A 21,645-nucleotide genomic window follows, 5' to 3' on the forward strand; every position below is an offset into this window, starting at 1 on the left:
TGATAAAACATAAAACAAAAGCAAAAAAATACCGGCCGGTCACCGGCGGTTAATCGAGATTTGCAGACATGCGTGCGGCAGTTTCCAGAAACTGTGCGAGCTGTTCGTCGGAAAGGCCCTGGATCAGGCGCGCCTCGTTCCGGCGAAGATATTCGCCGACCTGTTCGTGCAGGCATACGGCCTTTTCCGTGAGAACCAGGCTTTTTAAGCGCCCGTCATTTTCTGCGCTCTCCCGCAGGATCAGGCCATTCTTCTCCATGAGCTGAAGGATGCCGGTCACGGTGGAACGGCTGAGTCCGAAGGCGGCTTCCACGTCACGCTGGAACACTGGCCCGGCGGCGCTTTTTGTGAGCACGAAATGTATGAGACGGCTCTGCACCCCGGTAAGGCCTAAGGTCTGCAAATCGGCATTCATCCGCTTCATCAGCTTATGGGACAGAATGTTAATCCACATTCCGCAGTCTTTTTCCATTTTCGATTTCCCCCTCTCTTTCTGATAAGATGCCCTACTGTAATTGTTAGGGGACTAACAAATGGTAGCGCACAAATGCATAATTGTCAAGACTTCATTTTATTTTTTGCGGGGATTATACACATATTAGCGAAAATATACAGAAAAGTATGAACGCGGCTGCATAATTGGCAGCCGCGCCTCTGACACAAGATATTATTCCGGATATACGAGCTGTTCCTCCTGGATATTTTCCAGGACTTCATCATAGAATTTCCCGGCCAGGTACTTTGCCATCGGGAGATTCATGTCCAGATAGTTTCCGCAGTCCCTGGCGGCGGCGCCGGGAACCGCGTCATCAAAGTCGCGGATGAACAGGAACATCTCCTGGAGAAGCGGGATGATGTCGGCTGATTCATAATCTCCGGCGAGAAGCAGGTAAAATCCTGTCCGGCATCCCATAGGGCCGAAATACAGAACCTTACTTGCGAAAACGCGGTGGTTTCTGAGGAACGTGGCGCCGAGATGTTCGATGGTATGGATCTCAGCCGTGTTCATGACCGGCTCGTGATTGGGGCGTGTCATACGGATGTCAAAGGTCGTGACCGGCGTGTCCCCGGCCATGTCTCTCCGGGAAACATAGACGCCGGGGAGAAGGCGGAGGTGGTTGACGGTGAAGCTGGCGATTTTTTCCATAAGTACATTTCCTTTCATCTGCCGCGGCAACACGGCATTTCTTCTAAATTAAAATTATACCGTTTCCTGGGGGAAGATACAAGATGGAAGAGGGAGAATTTCTTTGGCCGCCCCCACTCAAATAACTTCTTGTAACATCCCACGGTTTGTAATATAATGAAAAAAGCAGAATAGCCAGGGCCGTTTCACCTGGCAGAATCATAAAGGAGACATTATGTTAGACGGAAAGAAGACATTATTCAGCGGAATGCAGGCAACCGGAAACCTGACTCTCGGGAATTACCTGGGGGCTTTGAAAAACTGGGTGACGATTTCCGATGATTATCAGACATTTTTCAGCGTTGTGGACATGCACTCCATCACAGTCCGCCAGGATCCGGCGGAGCTGCGGCGCCGTGCGAGAACACTTCTCACGCTTTATATTGCTGCCGGGCTGGATCCGGAAAAAAACTGCATCTACTACCAGTCCCATGTATCCGGCCACGCCGAGCTGGCATGGATTTTAAACTGCTTCACCTATATGGGCGAATTAAACCGCATGACCCAGTTTAAGGACAAGGCAGCCAAGCATGCCGACAACATCAACGCCGGCCTGTTCACCTACCCGGTTCTTATGGCGGCCGACATCCTCTTATACCAGGCCGATGTGGTGCCGGTGGGCATCGACCAGATGCAGCATCTGGAGCTGACCCGCGACATTGCGATCCGCTTCAACAACCTGTACGGCGACGTGTTCACGATTCCGGAGGCATATATCGGAAAGGCCGGCGCCAAGATCATGAGCCTTCAGGATCCGGCGAAAAAGATGTCCAAGTCTGACGAGAACCCCAACGGCAGCATCTACCTGATGGATGACCCGGATACGATCATCAGAAAGTGCAAGAGGGCCGTGACGGATTCCGAGGGCGCTGTCCGCTACCGCGACGAGCAGCCGGGAATCAAGAACCTCATTGACATTTACTGTGCATGCACCGGCTGTGTGCCGGCCGATGTGGAGCGGGAGTTTGACGGAAAGGGCTACGGCGATTTCAAGATGGCCGTCGGCGAGGCAGTTGTCGCCGTATTAAAGCCGCTTCAGGACAGGTTCGCAGAGCTTTCCAAGGACAAGGCCTATATCGACCATGTGATTAAGGAAAACGCGGAGAAGGCCGCATATTTCTCCAACAAGACACTGAGAAAAGTGCAGAAAAAAGTAGGATTTCCCGAGCGCATCCGGTAAGGAGGGCATATGAAATTTGTGACGTACATGGTATCCGGCAGGATGCTTACAGGCGTGCTGAACCCGGAGGAGACATGGGTGTACCCCATTTCGGCTGCCGGGATGGAATATGGGAGCATGGAAGAGATGATCCGTCATGCCGGGGCTTCGGAGTTGGAAATGGCAGAATACATTTCGAGACGGGAGCCGTATGAGGTGCCGGGAGCCGTGCCCATCGGGGAGGTGAAGCTTCTCGCCCCGATTCCGCATCCGGCGCAGGACGTCATTTGCCTCGGAATTAACTATATGGCCCACGCCAAGGAGGCGGCCAGATTCCAGAAGGAATCCTTTGAGCAGAAGGCTCAGGCCATCTATTTTTCCAAGCGCGTGAACCGGGCCGTGGATCCGGAAGGGGAGATTCCTGCCCACGAAAACCTCACAAAACAGCTTGACTACGAGGCCGAGCTGGCCGTCATCATCGGAAAGGACGCGAAGGACGTGCCCGAGGAACGGGTGCAGGAGTACCTGTTCGGCTATACGGTCTTAAACGATGTCAGCGCCAGAGAGCTTCAGACCGGCCATGGGCAGTGGTACTTCGGAAAGAGCCTGGACGGCTTCTGCCCCATGGGGCCATGCGTCCTGACTGCGGACAGCGTCCCGTTCCCGCCGAAGCTTTCCATCTGCTCCCGCGTAAACGGCGAGCTGCGCCAGGATTCCAATACCGAACTCTTTATTCACGGCATCGCAGAGGTAGTGGCCGAGCTTTCCAGGGGCATGACCCTGAAAGCCGGAACGATTATTGCCACAGGAACGCCGGCCGGCGTCGGAATGGGCTTTGACCCGCCGAAGTTTTTAAAGCCGGGCGATACGGTGGAATGTGAGATCGAAGGGATCGGCATCTTGAAAAACATCATAGGGGAATAAGAAAAGTTGCCATGAAGGGAACAGCGGCCGGGTACGGCGGCGTGTTTTTTTCATGGCTTTTCTTTTAACTATCGTTAAAATCAGAGGAGACAGACATATGGATGAAATCAGAACCATGTTAAATAAGGTAGCGTCCGGCGAGCTTTCCGTGGAGGACGCTGTCCTGGAACTAAAAAAAGAGCCGTTTACCCAGGCTGGCTTTGACGACCTGGGCTTTGCAAAGTTAGATACCCACAGGAAGCTGCGCCAGGGTGTCGCCGAGGTGATTTACGGCGCCGGAAAGACGGCGGAACAGATTGCCGGAATCGTGGAAGCCATGAAAAAAAGAGGGCAGGCAGTGATTTTAATCACCCGCCTGGACAGGGAAAAGGCTGAGGAAGTGGAAGAAAGACTTCGCGCATCCCTGGGGGAAGAGAGCGGCTTTCATTATTATAACGAGGCAAAAATCGGGCTCTGCGGGAAGCTTCCGAAGCCGGACGGCGTCGGGACGATTGTCGTGGCGACCGGCGGGACCAGCGACATCCCAGTGGCAGAGGAAGCGGCGCTGACGGCGGAAGCCCTCGGGAACCAGGTGGAACGGCTTTACGACGTGGGCGTTGCCGGGCTTCACCGGCTCGTGGCGCATATGGACTCCATCATGAACGCGCAGGCCATCGTCGCCATCGCCGGAATGGAGGGCGCCCTCGCCAGCGTTATCGGCGGGCTTGCGGACTGCCCGGTCATCGCCGTGCCCACCAGCATCGGCTACGGCGCGTCGTTCCATGGCGTGTCGGCTCTGCTTTCCATGTTAAACTCCTGCGCCAGCGGGGTCAGTGTCGTAAACATCGACAACGGCTTCGGCGCCGGATATCTTGCCAGCATGATTAACCATCCGAAAAAATAATAGAATTGGGGGACAAAATGATGAAAACATTATATCTGGACTGCGGTATGGGAGCCGCCGGCGATATGCTGATGGCGGCGCTTTTGGAGCTCTGCCCGGATCGGGAGGCGTTCCTTGAGAAAATGAACGGCCTCGGCCTGCCCGGCGTTTCGGTAAAGGCTGTCCCGGCGGAAAAGTGCGGGATCCTCGGGACGCATATGGAGGTGACGGTGTTTGGGGAAGAAGAGGAAAGCCTGGATGCCGGGCATGGACATCACCATCATCACGGGGATGAAGACCACGGCGCAGGCGGCCACCACCATCATCACCACGGGGACGAAGACCACGGCGCAGACGGCCATGGACATCACCACCATGGAGACGAAGAACATGGAGCAGATGGCCATCACCATCATCACCACCACGCCGACATGGCCGGCATCGCTCATATCATTTCCCACCTTGACCTGGAACCGAAGGTAAGAGAGGACATTCTGGCAGTTTACGGCCTGATTGCCGAGGCGGAGTCCCATGCCCACGGAAAGCCTGTGGATCAGATCCATTTTCATGAGGTGGGGACGCTGGACGCCGTCGCCGATGTGGCAGGTGTCTGCATCCTGATAAATGAGCTAAAGCCAGATCAGGTGCTGGCGTCGCCGGTGCATGTGGGAAGCGGCCATGTTCACTGTGCCCACGGGATTCTCCCGGTGCCGGCGCCGGCCACGGCCTACATCCTGCGGGAGGTGCCGATATACAGCTTCGAAATCAAAGGTGAGCTCTGCACGCCGACGGGAGCTGCCCTCCTAAAGCATTTTGTGACGAAATTTGCGGATATGCCGGTGATGACTGTGGAAAAGATCGGCTACGGCATGGGAAAAAAGGACTTTGAGCGTGCCAACTGTGTCCGGGCCTTCCTCGGCGAGACGGGAGAAAAGGGCGATACGGTGGCAGAGCTTTCCTGCAATCTGGACGATATGACGGCCGAGGCCATTGGCTTTGTCCAGGAATTGCTCCTGGAAAACGGCGCCCTGGAGGTTTACACAATCCCCGTCGGCATGAAGAAGTGCCGCCCCGGCGTCCTCTTAACCTGCATGTGCCGGATGGAGGACGAGGAAAAAATGACGGAGCTTCTCTTCCGCCACACGACCACCTTGGGAATCCGTGAGCATGTGAGCCGCAGGTTCACCTTAAAGCGGGAAATGAAGGAAGTGGGGACGCCATACGGAACCGTGCGGGTGAAAACCTCCAGCGGATATGGTGTCTGCCGCAGCAAAATGGAGTATGAAGACCTCGCAAAGATCGCCAGAGAGCAGGGGCTTTCCCTGGAGGACGTGCGGAGCGCGGTCAGAAAGGCAGAATATAAAAATGAGTAAAGCAGGAGACGGACGATGGATCCTCGAGACGGAGCGGCTTACCCTGCGGGAGATGACGGACGCGGATTTTCCGGCGCTCTGCAAAATCCTTCAGGATGAGAAGGCCATGTACGCCTATGAGCATGCCTTTTCCGACGAGGAGGCGAAAACCTGGCTGGAAAACCAGAAGCGGCGCTATGCAAAGTACGGGATCGGGCTCTGGGCTGTCGTTTTAAAGGAGACGGGCGAGATGATCGGCCAGTGCGGCCTCACCTGGCAGCCGGTACCGAAGGAATATACGCCGTCGGAGACAGCTCTTGAGATTGGCTATCTGTTCCAGCGGGCTTTCTGGCACAAAGGCTATGCGGCCGAGGCAGCCGCAGGGTGCAGAAAGTATGCCTTTGAGACCATGAACGCCCCGAAGGTCTGCTCCATCATCCGCGACAGCAATGCGGCGTCAATGCGTGTGGCTGAGAGGAATGGGATGAAGCCGGTGATGACGTTTGTGAAGCATTATTATGGGATGGATATGCCGCATATTATCTATGAAGCGGAGAAATAAAGAATGCTTTGCGTTTTACGGTTTTGCCCGGATAAATGCAGAGTCATGAGAGTAATGATTTGGTTTTGCAGCAGATGTGAAAAAGAGCGTTTTTGGCGCTCTTTTTCACATCCTTTGATAATGCTTTATGGCATGAAAGATTTAGTCATGAAATTCAATAGTATAGATTTTAGGGTCATATTCGTTAGCAAAAAAGCCCGTTAATATTGTTTCCGCATTGAGACGGGCATTTTCCAGCAATCCATTGGAAACGGCGGTGTTTTCAGCTTTCAGCTCTAATTGTTTGAGTGCTTCGTTGTTTTCTTCCAGGGTAATGGGCCGGAAAATACTTTCATCTTCGTGATACAACTGAAAGGAATCCAGAATAATGCTGCTGTCTAGTATCCGTATTTCGGGGAGATTAACCCGGATAATGGAATTTGTTTCGTCAACCGACCAGGTAATGTCTTCGAAATTGAGACCTGCCTTCACCTCAACATTATAGCTGTATATAATTTTGCTCTGAGTAAAAGGAATTTCAATGCCCCATAAATTTTGAGAGTCTTCTGTTACATTCACTTCTGTGCAATAAGCAACCTGGGTGGCAAGCTCTCCGATATTTTCAAAGCCGAGTTTTGTTGCCTTTGAATTAGAAGAGGTGAGCGCCCTGAATCCAAGAATTCCAGCTATCAAGACAACAATAACAGCCAGGACAATTAGAAATGGGGCAAGGAAATGTTTTTTTAATAAGCTTTTCATACGGTTCCTCCTGTATTCTGTGCAGCCAGCACATATTTTACCAGGTACTAATATACTTGCATTCTGTGGATATTGTCAATATTTGTCGTGTGCTTTTACACAGCAAATAGTTTTGCCATTTCCTGCCCGGATCGTCACACTTCTTTCTGTATCCTTATTGACATTTTCCATGATGAACCCGATGGCTTTCGGTTTTCTCGAAGATATAAAGAAGAAGAGAAAATAACAGAGGGTTGACCGCGTTTCATGGCGGAAAACCCTCTTATTTTTGTGTATTTTTTATTTCTCGTTCTTTTTCTCCCGCCTCTCCTTAAGCTCGGCCCGCATTTCCCGTGCGAATGCCGGTGTGATCGGGTATGCTTTCATAATCAAAGCAGCGACGATGAAAAGGACGATGGGATAAGCAATCTTTAAGTTGATAATCATGTCGATGACTTCCTGGGAAGTTTCCGTGGCGCTGTATCCGACGGAAGCCAGGGCAACGCCGACGATGGTGGTGGAGAAGCTGGAGCAGAACTTCTTCATAAACGTGATAGTCGCGTTGATGAAGCCTGCCTGCGCCGTTCCGAACTTCCACTCGGTGTAATCCGTGCAGTCCGGGATCATGGCCAGCACGGCCACGTTTGCAAACACGAAGCCGAGGCTTCCGAGGAATCCCAGGAAAATGACTTCCATATCCGTGGCAAATTCGCGGCGGAAGATGAGCCAGATGGCCTGAACGGCGATAATCGCCATGCCGATGAAAACGGTCTTGATTTTTCCGAACTTCTTTAACATGGCCGGCATAAACGGGATGAACACGAGACTGATGCCGAGGCTCACGAGTGAGAAAATGGACTTTAAGGCCAGGTTATCCACGACGCACCGCAGGTAGTAAAGGGAAAGCGCGGAGCTCATGGTATTTACGAGCGTCACAGTCCCGAGAAGCAGTGCGGCGCAGATCACGGCGCGGTTTTGCACAACAAGGCCAAGCTGGCTCTTTAAATGTACTTTTTCCGGCGTCGGGAGAGAGTTATAGTAGTCGACGCGCTTGGCCCCGTTGGCTGCACAGAGTCCGGTGATAATCATGACGACGCAGACGATGCCAACGCTGATAAGCCAGCCGGTTCTCGCATCAGCCTGCGACTGGACAATCGGAATTGTGATGACACCGACCACGGCGCCGGCGATGAAGCCGCCGTATTGACGGCAGGTAAGCATCAGGTTCCGCTCCTGGGGATCATGGGTCATGGCGCTGTTTAACGCCTGCCACGGGACTGTGAACTGTGTGTAGAACACGGAATAGAGGAGCAGAGCGACGATGTAGTAGACCCACATGCCTGTTTCGGAGAAATTCGGCACGGTAAACAGCATGACCATGATGACGGCCCACAAAAGGATGCCCATAATCATGTGCGGGCGGTACTTTCCGAAGCGCTTGGTGTTGGTGCGGTCGGCGATGCCGCCGATGATCGGGTCATTGATGGCATCCCAGATGATAAGCAGGGTGTTTAAGATACCGACGGCTCCCACGTGGAGGCCGGCCACGTCGCTCATGAAGTTCATGGCATAGGAGGTCTTAAACTGGGAGGGCATGGTGCTGGCTACGCCGCCCAGGCCATAGGAGATAAGCTCTCCCTTTGACATTTTCCTGTCGCGCGCATCGGCGGCAGGCGCTTTTGTTTCTTTGCTCATACTCAAAACTCCTTTATCTTTTGAGGCGGTCATTTACTTTACATGCGGTTTCACGTCAGGCGGAAGAAGCGGCTGGTAGCCGTCATCGCCGGCTTTTCTTTTAAATTCTTCTTTGGCAGCAGCCACAAGCTCCGGGGATTCCAAAAGGTCGATGGCTGCTGCGGCCAGAACCTTTCCGGCGTATAAAAGACCTTTGTGGGCGATGGAACTCTTTCCCTGGGCGACCATCTGCCAGGTGTGTTCCGGCGTTCCTCCGGCGCAGGTTGCGGCTACAATCTGGGAGGTGGGGCATACCCAGCTTACGTCGCCCACATCCGAGGAGCCGGAGATGGGCTTTTCCGACGGCTGGTAAGGCATGATAAAGCTGTAAATGCTCTTTTTGTCGTATTCGGCGCCGATCTGGCGGCCCTTTTCGCCCATGATTTTTTCAAAGCGGTCAGCCAATTTCGTCCTGTTTGGAAGCGTGTCCTGAATGGCTTTCGCAAAAGAATATTCTTCCTCGGAATACTGCGGGAGACCGACGGCCTTCATGTTTTCATAGAGAACCTTTTCCAGGCTGTGATTTACGAGGATGTTGGAGCAGGCCTTTTCCAGACGGATCGTGACATCGACGCCGCACATCATGGCTGCGCCCTTTGCGATCTGGTTGACGCGCTCATAAATTTCCTTTACCTGGCTGTTCTTCGGCGCCCGGATCAAGTAGACGGATTCGGCTTCGGCCTGCACCACGTTGGGCGCGTCGCCGCCGGTGTTGGTGATGGCGTAATGAACCCTTGCCTCGGGGATGATATGTTCTCTGAGGAACTGGACCCCCATGTTCATTAACTCCAGCGCGTCGAGGGCGCTGCGGCCTAAGTGAGGGCTTGTCCCGGCATGGGCGCTGATGCCCTTAAAGGAATAGCGTACCTTCACGTTTGCCAGGGAGCTGAAGGCCCAGACGGCGTTCATGTTGTTGGGGTGCCAGGAAAGTGCGATGTCCACATGGCTAAATACGCCGTCTCTTGCAAGAAACGCCTTGGCGGAACCGCCTTCCTCGGCCGGGCAGCCGAAGTAGACGACGGTGCCGGGACATTTTTTCTCTTTCAGATATTCTTTGACGGCAATGGCGGCCGCCAGACTTCCCGCACCGAGAAGATTGTGTCCGCATCCATGGCCGTTTCCGCCCTTTTCTAACGGTTCTTTTTCTGCGATTCCCGCCTTCTGGCTGAGTCCCGGAAGTGCGTCAAATTCTCCCAAAATCCCGATGACCGGCGAGCCGCTTCCGAAGGTTCCGGAAAATGCGGTGGGAATCCCCGCAAGGTTGGACTCCACGGTAAATCCCTCTTTTTCCAGTGCCTCTTTTAAAATAGAAGAAGAGACGTTCTCTGTGTAGTCAGTTTCCGGGTTGTCCCAGATGGAATCGCTGACGGAAAAAAGAACCCCGGCCTTTTCGTCTAACGATCTCAGTGCTTCCTGCTTGTCCATGTCAAAAGACCCCTTTCTGTCATTGCTTTTTTGCGTCCGGATGCTTTTTCTGAATCCATCATAGCAGGAATTGACATTCCTAAGAAGATATGAAATAATTACAGGGGTGTATATTTTTGTGCAAAACGGATAAAAAACGGGGGCGATTCATTGAAAATAGAACAGATTCGATATGTTTTGGAGATTTATAAGACGGGCTCCATCTCGAAGGCCGCACAAAAGTTCTATATGTCCAGGCCGAACATGAGCAATTCTGTCCGCAACCTGGAAAACGAAGTGGGTTTTGAGATTCTGGAGCGCAGCGTAGACGGCGTGAAGTTTACGAAAAAAGGCCAGGCCTTTATCCGGCACTGCATGAACATTATAAAAGAGGTAGATGAAATTCAGGAGCTGGCAGAGGAAAAGGCCAGGCTCCAATTCGGCGTGGTAAATCCCAACTGCCCGCCGGCGGAGGAGGCGTTTATAAAGCTCTGCCGTGCCATGGAGGCGAAGGAAGAACTGTCCCGGTATCAGCTTTCCATGTACCGGGAGTACCAGTATGAGAGCATGGTTCTGTTAAACCGCAGAAAAGCCGATATCGCCATTACGGTCAGCAAGGACTTAAGCGCCCCGTCGCTGCTTCGGGAAATGAGCGAGCGGGGGCTGGAATACAAAAAGCTGTGGGACGCGCCCTGCAACGTGAATTTATCAGTGAATCATCCGCTGGCAGACGACCCGGATTTCCGGCTCCAGAAGCTCAGGAATTATCCCTTCGTGGAGTACGCTATCGAGTCCGACCGCGGTTCGCCCTATAACCGAATTTCCAATGTGAGCTTTGTGAACCTTGCAAAAGTAGCTCGGGTGGATTCCGGGAACATGCGGACGCGCGTCATTGCCGCCACCAATGCATACGGCGTCGGGATCGCACAGCCGCCGGCCTGGGCGAAGGCCAACGGGATCCGCTGCATCCCGATTCCGGGATTTACCATGGAGGTGGGAGTGATCCGCCGCGCCGGAGAGCCAGAATCGGAACCGGAACGGCTGTTTATGGAGTTTTTCAGAGAGGAAATGCGGTTTTTGGTGGAATAAAAACGATGGGGAGGGGCAGATTATGACGATACGGACGCTGGTGACAGAGGCCGTTCATAAGAAATAACCGCAGATGAAAATGAGATTTACAGGGATAATACGGTTTTTCAGCTCTTGGGGGAGAGAGGGGAGTTAGGGTGAAAAAGAAAACGCCCTGCAAAAATGGCGTTTTGAGAAAGAAATTCGTATTGAAATGCCTATAAAAATCTGGTAGAATTTTGTCTATGAAAGCACTCACGACAGGAGTGGCTGCCTCTTTTCTATTCCCGTATGGGGATACATAGAAAGGGGGTGGTGTATATGACAGCCTATGAAATTATCATGGTTTTGCTGGAAGCGTTGAGACTTCTCTTGTCTTTTAGCAGTATCGTCATAGCACTGCTTGCTTTTCTCGATCAGAGAAACAGGCATTAAATAAAAAGAGGGTGTCCCAAAAGTCATGAAGTGACTTGAGGGGATACCCTCTTTTTCTGAAAAAATAGAGAACGGTTACCACGCCGTTCTCCATTTCCCCTTATTATGTGATATAATAAGGTATGCTCACATTTAAAGATTATACTACGGATCAATTACAATTACCACTATCTTTTGAAGATTTTATACCGGAAAATCATCTGGTGCGGGTCGTAAATACCATCGTGGACAGTTTGGACCTGTCTTCACTCTACGGCAGATACAAAGAGGGCGGATGCCCTGCTTATCACCCACGGATGATGCTGAAGGTTATGATCTATTCTTATTCTCAGAAAGTTTATTCCTCCCGCATGATCGCAAAAGCTCTTCGTGAAAATGTTAATTTCATGTGGATCGCTGGTGGAAATCAACCGGATTTTCGTACCGTCAATCGCTTTCGCCTTCACATGAAAGACATCATCGAGGATGTGTTCTTTGAAGTGGTCAAACTCCTGATCGAGAAAAACTATATCAAGCTTCAGAATTACTTTTTGGATGGCACAAAGATCGAGGCTAACGCCAATAAGTATTCTTTCGTATGGAACAAGTCCGTCCGTAATTATGACCGGAAACTAGATGAAAAGATCAAGAACCATCTCCGGGAGATCGACCGGATTGTGGCGGAAGAAAATCAGATTTATCTGGAAGAAGACCTGGAGGAAAAGGGGGAGCATACCCAGATCACCGCAGAACAGGTGGCAGCTGTTGTGGAGAGCATCGACAAAAAGTTGGAACAAGAGCCAGGAAATAAACAGCTGAAGAAAAAATCCAAAGAATTTAAAAAGGATATCCTTCCCAGGAAACAGAAATACGAAAAATCCCTGGAAACCTTTCGTGGAAGGAACAGCTATTCAAAAACAGACCAGGGTGCCACTTTTATGAGGATGAAAGAAGATGCCATGTTAAACGGCCAGCTAAAACCTGGCTATAACATCCAGATCGGGACAGAGAACCGATATATCGTGGGCTTTACCATACATCCCAACCCAACCGATACGAAAACAATGATCCCGCACCTAAGGCACCTGGAAGAAAAACTGGGGTGTTTACCGGAAAACGTGATCGCGGATGCAGGATATGGGAGCGAAGAGAATTATGAATATTTAGAAGAAAAGAAGGTAGGCTGTTATGTAAAATACAACAAATTTCACTGGGAGAAGAAAAAGAAAAACCGGGAGACCCCTTATCTGGCGGAGAATCTGCCCTATCTGCCGGAATCAGACAGCTTTGTCTGCAGAAATGGGAAACGGCTGGTGCATGTGGGAAACCGAAAATATGTAACAGAAGCCGGCTATGAAACTAGGCGGGATTATTACCGGTGTGAAGACTGCAGCGGCTGCCACTATGCATCAGAATGTAAGCATACGGAAAAGAACCGCACGGTCCGGGTATCCCACCGGTTGAATGAACTGAAAAGAAAAGCAAACGAGAACCTTTGTTCCGAAAAAGGACTGGTACTGCGTTCACAAAGGGTTGTGGAAGTGGAACAGGTCTTTGGGAGGATCAAAGGCTGTTGGTCGTTCCGTCGTTTTCACTTGCGCGGAGCGGATAAGGTAAAAATAGAGTGGGGACTGTTAGCAATCGCCCATAACATCACAAAGATGGCGCTGGAGAGATGAACATCCAGTGCTGTTTTTCATGTAAAAGCCCTTTTCAGCAATATAAGAAGAGGATGCCCCTCTCTATGATTTTTAATCAATCATAGTTTTGGGACACCCTCTTTGCCCACTAGGGCATTAAACCATCTTATGAGGCATCCACTTTTGGAGTGGGTGCTTTCTTTTCATCCTTATTATAACGGATTCCTCACGGAATTTCAAGTCTTTTCCGCTTCATCGATATAATCCCGTAAACCCAAGCAGTCCTGCAAAGACAGTAGAAACCGCGCTGATAAGAGTGAGCCACCCATGTCTGACATGGGAAAGTAAGGGGAGAGGCGAGAGCCCCACAATGATGACAGAGATTTTCAAATCCCCCATATCAGCAGTGCAAATAACAGCTTTCTCTGTTTTTATGCTTTAAATACAGCGCAGGAGAAATGAAAAACTGTCTTTTGTATGGGACATGTGGTATGATGAAAGAAAATAGTAGGAAAATCTGGGAAAAGGAGGCAAATCCAATGCAGAAAAAGATATTGTACTTTCGCTGGGCAGTTTTCGGCATAAGTGCGGTTCTCCTGCTGAGCCTTTTGGCTCACTCGGCCCTGTTTTTGGCAATGAACACATGGTTTGCAGTGGAGAATGGCACTCTCGTTACAAACGAAAACAGGCAGCTGATAGAAACCCGTTTTGCCCTGCGTGATGCTGCTGACGCAATCGCCAGAACAGGAACAGGCGTCTTTAATATAGGCTGTCTGGTGCTGCTGTATCCGTTGATGGTAATGCGAAAAATGTATTCGCCCAAAAGGATAATCGCATGGCTGCTGGGATTATTGCTGTCGATCCTTGTTGTGACCGTACCGTTTATGCTGAATGACACCATATATGGATACGCAGACTATTTTCTTCCGGTCTTACATGTGCTGCCGTGTATTGCGCTGCTTTTCCTGGTGTCTGGCGCCCAGCTTTTATTTGGTAAATTTGGAGATAAATAGATAAAAATCAGGAGCCGGAAAAATCCGGCTCCTATCTTGTACTCACATATTTGATTAGCCAAAGTATCTCTTAAGCAGACCCTCGAACGCTCTTCCGTGGCGAGCCTCGTCGCGTGCCATCTCATGAACAGTGTCATGGATTGCATCCAGGTTGGCAGCCTTTGCTCTCTTAGCAAGGTCGAACTTGCCGGCCGTTGCGCCGTTCTCAGCCTCAACTCTCATCTCCAGGTTCTTCTTGGTGCTGTTTGTAACAACCTCGCCGAGAAGCTCTGCAAACTTGGCAGCATGCTCAGCCTCTTCGTAAGCTGCCTTCTCCCAGTAAAGGCCGATCTCCGGATAGCCCTCTCTGTGAGCTACTCTTGCCATTGCAAGGTACATACCAACTTCCTTGCACTCGCCCTCGTAGTTTGCTCTTAAGTCCATGATGATGTCTTCGCTTGCGCCCTGAGCAACGCCAACCTCATGCTCAGCAGCCCATGTCATGTCAGCAGCCTGCTCTTTGAACTTGGAAGCCGGAGCGCCGCAGACCGGACATTTCTCCGGAGCTGCATCTCCCTCGTGAACATAACCGCAAACCATACATACAAATTTCTTCATAGCAATCTCTCTCCTTTTTTTATATTTGAATTTTAATAATAGTAATTGTTACTGATATCAATATACTACATAAACTTCTGTTTGTCAACAGGAAATTTAACTTTTTTTGTGGAGACAGGCCTCACATTCTCCGTAGAAAAAGATCATGTGGGAGTCCACGCGCCCTCGGATTTTCTGTGTGAGAAATTCAGAGGTATCCCGCACCATTTCCACGGGAAGATCCTGGATGGCGCCGCAGGACTTGCACACAAAATGGTAATGGGGCTCCGTCCGGAAATCAAAATGCTCGGAACCGTCCCCGCAGGAAAAACGGGTGATTTCCCCGAGCTCCGCCAACAGGTTCAGATTCCGGTAGACGGTGCCAAGGCTGATGTTGGGAAACTCTTCCCGCACCGTCAGATACAGGGTATCTGCGGTGGGATGGTCGGTGCGGTTCATCAGGCAGTTCTTGATGGATTCCCGCTGCCGGCTGTATTTTAAGGCTTTCATTCCACTCACTCCTTCTGCCAGATCGTTCATCGTCGTCTGAATCATATATCAAAAACAATAATAATAATTTTTACTGATATACTATCAAAAAAATTCCCTCCTGTCAATGGAGAATGGAAAATTTCTTCTCCCGGACTTTGCCAGAATCCGCTTGTAAAGAAGGGAAAATTTCATTATACTTAAAGGAAAGAGGATATCCGGGAAACACCGGATTCCTGGCCGGATATCCGAAGCTTCAAAGAAAACAAGAGAGGTGATTGCATGAACAGTCGATATATCCGCCATCTGACATCGGAGCTGTTTTCCAGACTGAGTGACCGTGCATTTTTAAAACGGTCAGGCCTCAGCAGGCGATCAGTCCAGTCCCTGTTCGAGAGGGAAAAGTGGGAGCAGGTGCTCTCGGAGCTGTGCCCGGCGAAAGAACGCTACTCCTGTGCCCAGATCTTAGAGGTCTGCCGTCCGGAGCTTTCAAAGCTTGCGCCGGAGCCGGAAAAAGGATGGATGTCCTTCACGTATCAGTATGTGACCCATATCGTATATCCCGATCTGGAATTTTCGCGGTCGGCGGCCCCCTTTGCTGCCGCAGCCATGGTTTATCTGCAAATCCTCCAGTTTTTCTTTGACGAGGAGCGAAAGACAGTCCCGTTCCACCCCTTTGACGACTTTGAATTTTTAACAGAAGAAGAGTATAAGCATTTTGACAGCGCAGAGGAATATACCCATTTCCTGCGGGAATTCAGAAACCAGTACATCTACGAGATGATGCGGTTAAACCGCGAAGCCACGCCCTTTGAGACGCTGGGGCACATCGCCGGCGTTCACCATGTGGCAATGACCGTGGCAAAAGGGCTTTATGAAGCAGGTGTGCCCATCGACCTGGCGCTGGCATCCGCGGCGGCAGCCGGTCATGATCTGGGAAAATTCGGCTGCAAGCCCAACGAGCGCGTGCCGTATCTTCATTATTACTATACGAACGAGTGGTTCTCCGCTCACCGCATGGACGTGATCGGCCACATCGCAGCCAACCATTCCACCTGGGATCTGGAGCTTGAAAACATCTCCGTAGAGTCCCTGGTGTTAATCTACGCCGATTTCCGCGTAAAACAGATGCGCGGGGAAGACGGCCGGGAAATCACGAAAATCTACACCTTAAAGGATTCCTTTGATGTCATTCTCTCCAAGCTGGACAACGTGGACGAGGCGAAGAAAAACCGCTACCGCGTCGTCTATGCAAGGTTAAATGAATTTGAAAAATACATGCGCTCCCTGGGCGCCGATACGGAGCTCTCCGGACATGGGCCGGAGTCGGAAAAGCTTCCGGACATTGCGCTCCAGACCGGCGAGCAGGTGGTGCGCTCCTTCGTTTTCCTGGGCATCGAGCATAACATCGACGTCATGCACCGCCTGGGGACGGAGCGGCAGTTCGGAAACATCCTGGAGGCTGCCAGAAGCGAAAAGGACTGGAAGAATGTCCGGGCCTACTTAAACATTTTCAACGAATATTCCATCCACTTAAACCACAGCCAGAAGCGGCAGACCTTAAGCTTTCTCTATGAGCTTTTATTAAACCGGGAGGGCGACATCCGCAGGCAGGCGGCGGCCCTGATCGGAAAAATGTTTGCGGACTTCAACGCCGGCTACCGGAAGGAGCGGCCGGTCAACATGCCGGATACGGACGAGCGGGCGGCGTTATCCCTTTGGGAGGAGTATTTAAAGGAGATCATCTGCCCCGACTACCGGCTGACGAACCAGCAGAAGAAGCGGATTCAGAGCTCCGTAAAGTTCGTCGTGATTTCCGCCTTGGAGCGCAGCACCGGCGCAGAACGGGAGTCCTACTTCGCCTCCTTTGCCGGCTGGATGGAGACAGACAGGGAATTTGAGATGGAAGACGATTCCGTTTTCGTCCTTTTAGACGCCATTTTCTCCCTGCCGGCAGACCTTTACAGAAAGGCGCCCCATTTGGATAAGCTGATGGAATTTGCCCTCAAATGGATGGAGTCGCCGGAGCTGAAAATCAAGATTGCGGCGCTGCGTGCCATCCGCGTGCTGACGGCGGAAATTACGCCGGAAAATGAGACTTACGAGCGGGTATGCCATGCAGTGCAGACCATGGACACGGAGTCCATCCCGCTTCTGTTCCAGCAGTACCGGATTCTCACGAACCTTCGCATGGACACGTCGAGCCAGCGGGAGCTCCTTTACGGCAGCGACATCGTCAGCGATATCTTCCTGGAAAACCTGAAGGCGTCGACGCCGTGGATTATAAAGGCTGTAAACATCAAGCTTCTCGTGGATCTGGTGGATCACGGGCAGATGGAGCACATTCTCCATATCTGCGCGCATTTTTCCAACCTCATCAAGGTCAGCGAGCATGTGGGCGTCCGCCACGACGCCGGCCGCGCGCTTCTTCGCCTGGCACACCTTTTGAGCACCGACCAGAGAAACGAGATTGCGGTGGAGCTTTTAAAAGGCCTCGAGGTGGGCGAGTACGAGATTTCCAAATATATCCCGGAATACTTGGGCGGCCTGGCCCTCTGGCTCCCGCCGGAACAGCTTGACGATTTGATCGAGCGCCTCCATGTGCTGCTTGCAAACGCCAATGAACGGATTGTTTCGGTGGCCCTCGATACCTTAGGTGTCCTTCTGGAATGCTATGCACCGTATGCGTCGAGATTCGGCGAGCCGGAAAAGAAGGTGCAGGAGCGGGAATACGCCCTTTTGGGACTGATTTTAAGCTGCCTTGCCAACCACAGGGAGCAGGTTCACCAGGAGGCGCTTCTCGTCCTGGGCCAGTCGGTCTTCGGCTCCGAGCGGATGGCAGAGCGGGACAAAAACGAGCTGTTCTCCCTCTGCTTTAAGAAGCTTCTGTTCCTGATCCATGAAAACAAGGGCGGAGAGCTGAGCCTCTACTACCGCGCGGCGGCCCTGTCCCATATCTGCCGGTTTATTTCCAGATACCAGCTTTTCGGCGGCAGTATGGGCCTTAAAATCCGCGACAAGGTGGCCTTCTTCCCTGGCTCCTTCGACCCGTTCACCTTGTCCCACAAGGAGATTGCAAGGGAAATCCGCGACATGGGCTTTATCGTCTACCTGGCCGTGGACGAGTTCTCCTGGTCGAAAAAGACGCAGCCCCACATGGTGCGGCGCCAGATTGTGAACATGTCCGTGGCGGATGAATTTTACATCAACCTGTTCCCGGACGATATTCCGGTGAACATTGCGAACCCGTCGGATCTGAAGCGGTTAAGAGAGCTGTTTAAAGGGAAAGATCTGTACCTGGTGGCCGGTTCCGATGTGCTCCATAACGCCAGCTCCTACAAGGCAGAGCCGTGCGAGAACTCCATCCACAGCATGAACCACATTGTCTTCCGGCGTGCCGGAGAGACCCATCCGGAAGACCTCTATAAAAACATTACAGGAAAAGTCATCGAGCTGGAGCTTCCGGAGCACCTGGAGGACATCAGCTCCACGAAGATCCGCGAAAATATCGACAACAACCGGGATATTTCCAACCTGATCGACCCGGTTGTCCAGGAGTACATTTACAACAAGGGCATTTATCTCCGGGAGCCGGAATTTAAGCCAATCCTGCGGGCCAGAGCCATCGCCTTTGAGACGGCGGAGTTTGCCGGGGACGCGCTCCTCGACGAGCTGGAGGTCACGGTCTTAAAGGGACACCCGGAAGCCGAGTCCATCTTAGCGCGCCTGAAAAGAGAAGGCGACGGCATGATGATCTTACGGAACACCATGGCAGGAGACCGACCAGCAGGCTTTTTAAGCTTCCGCACCGTGCGGGCAGACGGCCTGTTCCCGGTTCTTGGCGATGTGGAGCTGGCAGACGCTGTTCGCCGCCGGGCCGGCAGGGAGGCGCTCTTAATCACAGGGCTCTTTGCCCATGAGGACGACAGGAGACAGGGCGAGCCCATCCACGATGCCGCGCAGCTTCTTCTGGCGGAGGTACTGGCTCAGGCTCTGGAGGCAAACGAAAACTTTGCCATCTTCGTGTCCGATAAGGGCTTCTGTTCCAGGGAGGCCGTCTACGCGCTGGAACGCCAGGGCTTTGTGAGACCGCGCTCCCTCAGTGAAAACGACCGGCGCGAGGTTCTCATGGTAGACATGCACGAGCCCCTTCTCCTTCTCCAGAACATCGAGACGACTATCAAGGAGCCGCTCGCCAGCAGCCCGGCTGTTTTAAAGGCCATTGATGAAGGCCATAAAAAGCTTCAGCTTGCCATGACAAAGCTGTATCCCGGAAACCTCGTCCTCTCCCTTTCCTCCAGCGTGATGCACCACAGGCTTGTGGACAGGATCACTTCCTTAAACGGCGTGGAGCGGGAGCCGGTGACGCCGAGGCGCCTGGGCGAAAACATGTGCGTGCCCTTTGGTAAAATTTTAAGGGGCAAGGTAGTACCAAATACGGTAACAAAGACGCTCCATACAGATAAGGTTTACGAGCCGGATCTTCAGAGCTATACTATCGAGGCGTTCCCCAATTATTCGCCGCTTGAGAGCCAGATCGACATGATTAAGTCCTTCGGCCGGCCGGTGATTTTGGTGGACGATTTGGTTCACAAGGCAGACCGTCTTCAGGCTCTTGCGCCATTCCTTAAAAAAGCCGAAATCCCGGTGCGCCGGGTCGTAGTCGGCGTGATTTCCGGATACGGAAAAGATCTGATGCGGCAGGTGGGCATGCCGGTGGAGAGCATCTACACGGTGCCGAACCTGCGCCAGTGGTTCGTGGAATCGACGCTTTACCCGTTTATCGGCGGCGATACGGTGCGCCGGGACGAGATTGAAGTCGAGGGGCTCCAGCCGTCCGTCAACATGATCCTTCCGTATGCGACGCCGCGGCTTGAGGGGTGCAGCAGAGAGGCGTTATTTGAATTTTCCGCCTGCTGCATTGCCAACGCCAGGGATATCCTGATGGTGCTTGAGGCAGAATACAGAAGGCGGTTCTCGAAAAACCTGACGCTTTCCAGGCTTGCGGAGGCGGTAATCCTGCCGCTCTGCCCGGATAAGGGAAGCTGCATGGATTACGAGGCCAGCCTGGCGGCTTCCGTCTATCTGGAAAATGAGCTGGAGATGTTGAACCGTCTGAAAGAATTCATGGCAGGCCAGCCATAAAAGGCCAGAGGGCCGCGCAGACCCGCCTTCCGGGGACGTGCGGCCAAAATCATAGAAAAAGAGGGAAAAGGCATGATTTATTATTATAAGATTGGGGATCAGTATTGTTTTTCCAACAAAGACGGCCTTCCGTTTGAGAAGACAGAGGAACCGGCGAAAAGAGACGAGATGACATGGCTGTTTTCCAGAGAGCCGGGAAGCTGCCGGGCATCGTTTCTTGTGAGCGACGAGGCGCTTTTGTATCAGGAAAACGAAGATGTGAGCTGGTTAAACGAGACGGAGCTTAACAAGGCAAAGGGCGAAGACCTGCCGGAGTGGATCCGCGAGCTCATAAAGGCCGGCCGTGTTCGCGCCGTGAATGCCGCCCATCCCAGGCTTTCGGAGCTGCTTTCCTGGAAGCCGAAGGAAGGGAAAAAGCGCGTCCATGTGTTAGCCATCGGCGATGTGGGCAGCATGCTTCTGACGGGGCTTCATCTTCTGGGCGGCGACGTGATTTCCTCCATCGGGATCTGCGACATTTCCGACCAGGTGACGGCCAGATGGGAGTTTGAGGAGAACCAGATCGCCTATCCGTGGGAATATGACGCGCTGCCGGAGATTGACGTGGTGAAGCTGGAAAACCTGTTTGACTGCGATGTGTTCGTGTTCGTTGCATCCAAGGGGATCCCGCCGGTGGGCTCCGGTGTCAAGGACGTGCGGATGTACCAGTTTGAAAACAATTCAAAAATCATCGGCCAGTACGCGAAAATGGCGAGAAATGCCGGATTTAAGGGCTTATTCTGCGCCGTTTCCGACCCGGTCGACCCGCTTGCGAAGACGGCATTCTTGGAGAGCAACAAAAACGAGGCCGGAGAGCTTGACTATATGGGGCTTTTCCCGGAGCAGATCCAGGGCTTTGGCCTCGGCGTCATGAATGCGCGGGCGGCATACTATGCAAAGCGCGATGAGCGGTTTTCCCAGTTCCTCACGGAGGGACGCTCCTTCGGCCCCCACGGCGAAGATCTTGTGATCGCCGACTCCATCGAGCATTATGACGACGCCCTCTCCAAGGAGCTGACGGAGCTTACCGTGACGGCCAACTTGAAAATGCGTGCCATCGGCTACAAGCCGTTCGTGGCTCCGGCGTTTTCTTCCGGCGCGCTGTCGATTCTCTTGACGCTCCGCGGCCAGTGGCACTGCGGCTCTGTCTATCTCGGCGGCGTCTACATGGGCGTGAAGAACCGGTACACGGAGCGCGGCCTGGAGCATGAAATCCTGCCGCTGCCGGAGGCGCTTTATGGGCGGATCCGCCATGCGGAGAAGAATCTGAAGGCGATTGTATGACAGGCGGCGTAAAGGGGGCGAAGCAGCATGCTTGATGAGAAAAAGCTGACGGTAGTCTATGCCGGGAAACGCGGGAC

At 52.4% G+C, this 21,645-nt stretch carries 17 protein-coding genes; 10 read left to right on the forward strand and 7 right to left on the reverse strand.

The window, feature by feature from the left end; genetic code table 11:
* Positions 1–49: 49 nt before the first annotated feature.
* Together KE531_09215 and KE531_09220 are read right to left on the reverse strand one after the other, a co-directional pair.
* Positions 50–472 carry a MarR family transcriptional regulator gene (locus KE531_09215; GenBank protein ID MBR9953787.1) on the reverse strand — a complete coding sequence of 141 codons (423 nt, stop codon included), beginning with the start codon at positions 470–472 and terminating at the stop codon, positions 50–52.
* 195 nt (positions 473–667) lie between these two features.
* A complete protein-coding gene (locus KE531_09220) occupies positions 668–1,147 on the reverse strand; it encodes an S-ribosylhomocysteine lyase (protein MBR9953788.1) in 480 nt (159 codons plus the stop codon).
* 214 nt (positions 1,148–1,361) lie between these two features.
* On the opposite strand from KE531_09220, the gene trpS reads away from it, so the two are divergent.
* The 5 genes from trpS to KE531_09245 all read left to right on the forward strand — a co-directional run bounded on the left by trpS (position 1,362) and on the right by KE531_09245 (position 6,045).
* Positions 1,362–2,366 carry a tryptophan--tRNA ligase gene (trpS, locus tag KE531_09225; GenBank protein ID MBR9953789.1) on the forward strand — a complete coding sequence of 335 codons (1,005 nt, stop codon included), beginning with the start codon at positions 1,362–1,364 and terminating at the stop codon, positions 2,364–2,366.
* Between the two features lie 9 nt (positions 2,367–2,375).
* Positions 2,376–3,269: a fumarylacetoacetate hydrolase family protein gene (locus KE531_09230; GenBank protein MBR9953790.1), complete on the forward strand. Its 894-nt coding sequence runs from the start codon at positions 2,376–2,378 to the stop codon at positions 3,267–3,269.
* Positions 3,270–3,366: 97 nt separating this feature from the next.
* Positions 3,367–4,152: a nickel pincer cofactor biosynthesis protein LarB gene (larB, locus tag KE531_09235; GenBank protein MBR9953791.1), complete on the forward strand. Its 786-nt coding sequence runs from the start codon at positions 3,367–3,369 to the stop codon at positions 4,150–4,152.
* 20 nt (positions 4,153–4,172) lie between these two features.
* The gene (gene larC / locus KE531_09240) at positions 4,173–5,504 is read left to right on the forward strand and encodes a nickel pincer cofactor biosynthesis protein LarC (GenBank protein ID MBR9953792.1); all 1,332 of its coding nucleotides are present in this window, start codon (positions 4,173–4,175) and stop codon (positions 5,502–5,504) included.
* On the forward strand, positions 5,497–6,045 hold the full coding sequence (locus KE531_09245) for a GNAT family N-acetyltransferase (GenBank protein ID MBR9953793.1): 549 nt from the start codon (positions 5,497–5,499) through the stop codon (positions 6,043–6,045). Before larC ends, KE531_09245 begins: the two co-directional genes overlap by 8 nt.
* Positions 6,046–6,186: 141 nt before the next feature.
* Here the strand turns inward: KE531_09245 and KE531_09250 are convergent, their stop codons facing one another.
* The 3 genes from KE531_09250 to KE531_09260 form a co-directional block, all read right to left on the reverse strand.
* Positions 6,187–6,783 (reverse strand): DUF4230 domain-containing protein, encoded by a 597-nt coding sequence (locus KE531_09250; GenBank protein ID MBR9953794.1) that lies wholly within the window; start codon positions 6,781–6,783, stop codon positions 6,187–6,189.
* Between the two features lie 279 nt (positions 6,784–7,062).
* Positions 7,063–8,457, reverse strand: coding sequence for a glycoside-pentoside-hexuronide (GPH):cation symporter (locus KE531_09255; GenBank protein ID MBR9953795.1), 1,395 nt, complete (start codon positions 8,455–8,457; stop codon positions 7,063–7,065).
* A 33-nt stretch (positions 8,458–8,490) separates the two neighbouring features.
* Positions 8,491–9,921: an amidohydrolase gene (locus KE531_09260; GenBank protein ID MBR9953796.1), complete on the reverse strand. Its 1,431-nt coding sequence runs from the start codon at positions 9,919–9,921 to the stop codon at positions 8,491–8,493.
* Between the two features lie 150 nt (positions 9,922–10,071).
* Here KE531_09260 and KE531_09265 point away from each other — a divergent pair, with 150 nt between their 5' ends.
* The 3 genes from KE531_09265 (at position 10,072) to KE531_09275 (ending at position 14,035) form a co-directional block, all read left to right on the forward strand.
* The gene (locus tag KE531_09265) at positions 10,072–10,989 is read left to right on the forward strand and encodes a LysR family transcriptional regulator (GenBank protein ID MBR9953797.1); all 918 of its coding nucleotides are present in this window, start codon (positions 10,072–10,074) and stop codon (positions 10,987–10,989) included.
* 536 nt (positions 10,990–11,525) lie between these two features.
* Entirely contained in the window at positions 11,526–13,061 is a 1,536-nt protein-coding gene (locus KE531_09270; GenBank protein MBR9953798.1) for an IS1182 family transposase, read from the forward strand.
* Between the two features lie 500 nt (positions 13,062–13,561).
* The gene (locus KE531_09275) at positions 13,562–14,035 is read left to right on the forward strand and encodes a hypothetical protein (protein MBR9953799.1); all 474 of its coding nucleotides are present in this window, start codon (positions 13,562–13,564) and stop codon (positions 14,033–14,035) included.
* A gap of 54 nt (positions 14,036–14,089) precedes the next feature.
* On the opposite strand, the gene KE531_09280 is transcribed toward KE531_09275, so the two are convergent.
* Both KE531_09280 and KE531_09285 read right to left on the reverse strand, forming a co-directional pair.
* Positions 14,090–14,632, reverse strand: coding sequence for an NADH peroxidase (locus KE531_09280; protein ID MBR9953800.1), 543 nt, complete (start codon positions 14,630–14,632; stop codon positions 14,090–14,092).
* 96 nt (positions 14,633–14,728) lie between these two features.
* Positions 14,729–15,121 carry a transcriptional repressor gene (locus KE531_09285; GenBank protein MBR9953801.1) on the reverse strand — a complete coding sequence of 131 codons (393 nt, stop codon included), beginning with the start codon at positions 15,119–15,121 and terminating at the stop codon, positions 14,729–14,731.
* A gap of 261 nt (positions 15,122–15,382) precedes the next feature.
* Between KE531_09285 and KE531_09290 the strand changes: the two genes are divergently transcribed.
* Positions 15,383–20,245 carry a cytidyltransferase-related domain protein gene (locus KE531_09290; GenBank protein ID MBR9953802.1) on the forward strand — a complete coding sequence of 1,621 codons (4,863 nt, stop codon included), beginning with the start codon at positions 15,383–15,385 and terminating at the stop codon, positions 20,243–20,245.
* A 75-nt stretch (positions 20,246–20,320) separates the two neighbouring features.
* Positions 20,321–21,568, forward strand: a complete 1,248-nt coding sequence (locus tag KE531_09295) for a lactate dehydrogenase (protein MBR9953803.1) — start codon at positions 20,321–20,323, stop codon at positions 21,566–21,568.
* Positions 21,569–21,645 lie beyond the last annotated feature (77 nt).

The organism is Eubacteriaceae bacterium Marseille-Q4139 (assembly GCA_018223415.1).
Taxonomy (GTDB): domain Bacteria; phylum Bacillota; class Clostridia; order Lachnospirales; family Lachnospiraceae; genus CABSIM01.

What these genes read in the sequence shown, in the direction of transcription:
- larC (MBR9953792.1), top strand. Translation starts at nt 4,173, where the DNA reads ATGAAAACATTATATCTGGACTGCGGTATGGGAGCCGCCGGCGATATG.
- KE531_09280 (MBR9953800.1), bottom strand. Translation starts at nt 14,632, where the DNA reads ATGAAGAAATTTGTATGTATGGTTTGCGGTTATGTTCACGAGGGAGAT.
- KE531_09290 (MBR9953802.1), top strand. Translation starts at nt 15,383, where the DNA reads ATGAACAGTCGATATATCCGCCATCTGACATCGGAGCTGTTTTCCAGA.
- KE531_09285 (MBR9953801.1), bottom strand. Translation starts at nt 15,121, where the DNA reads ATGAAAGCCTTAAAATACAGCCGGCAGCGGGAATCCATCAAGAACTGC.
- KE531_09220 (MBR9953788.1), bottom strand. Translation starts at nt 1,147, where the DNA reads ATGGAAAAAATCGCCAGCTTCACCGTCAACCACCTCCGCCTTCTCCCC.
- KE531_09250 (MBR9953794.1), bottom strand. Translation starts at nt 6,783, where the DNA reads ATGAAAAGCTTATTAAAAAAACATTTCCTTGCCCCATTTCTAATTGTC.
- KE531_09275 (MBR9953799.1), top strand. Translation starts at nt 13,562, where the DNA reads ATGCAGAAAAAGATATTGTACTTTCGCTGGGCAGTTTTCGGCATAAGT.
- trpS (MBR9953789.1), top strand. Translation starts at nt 1,362, where the DNA reads ATGTTAGACGGAAAGAAGACATTATTCAGCGGAATGCAGGCAACCGGA.
- KE531_09270 (MBR9953798.1), top strand. Translation starts at nt 11,526, where the DNA reads ATGCTCACATTTAAAGATTATACTACGGATCAATTACAATTACCACTA.
- KE531_09230 (MBR9953790.1), top strand. Translation starts at nt 2,376, where the DNA reads ATGAAATTTGTGACGTACATGGTATCCGGCAGGATGCTTACAGGCGTG.
- KE531_09255 (MBR9953795.1), bottom strand. Translation starts at nt 8,457, where the DNA reads ATGAGCAAAGAAACAAAAGCGCCTGCCGCCGATGCGCGCGACAGGAAA.
- larB (MBR9953791.1), top strand. Translation starts at nt 3,367, where the DNA reads ATGGATGAAATCAGAACCATGTTAAATAAGGTAGCGTCCGGCGAGCTT.
- KE531_09245 (MBR9953793.1), top strand. Translation starts at nt 5,497, where the DNA reads ATGAGTAAAGCAGGAGACGGACGATGGATCCTCGAGACGGAGCGGCTT.
- KE531_09260 (MBR9953796.1), bottom strand. Translation starts at nt 9,921, where the DNA reads ATGGACAAGCAGGAAGCACTGAGATCGTTAGACGAAAAGGCCGGGGTT.
- KE531_09215 (MBR9953787.1), bottom strand. Translation starts at nt 472, where the DNA reads ATGGAAAAAGACTGCGGAATGTGGATTAACATTCTGTCCCATAAGCTG.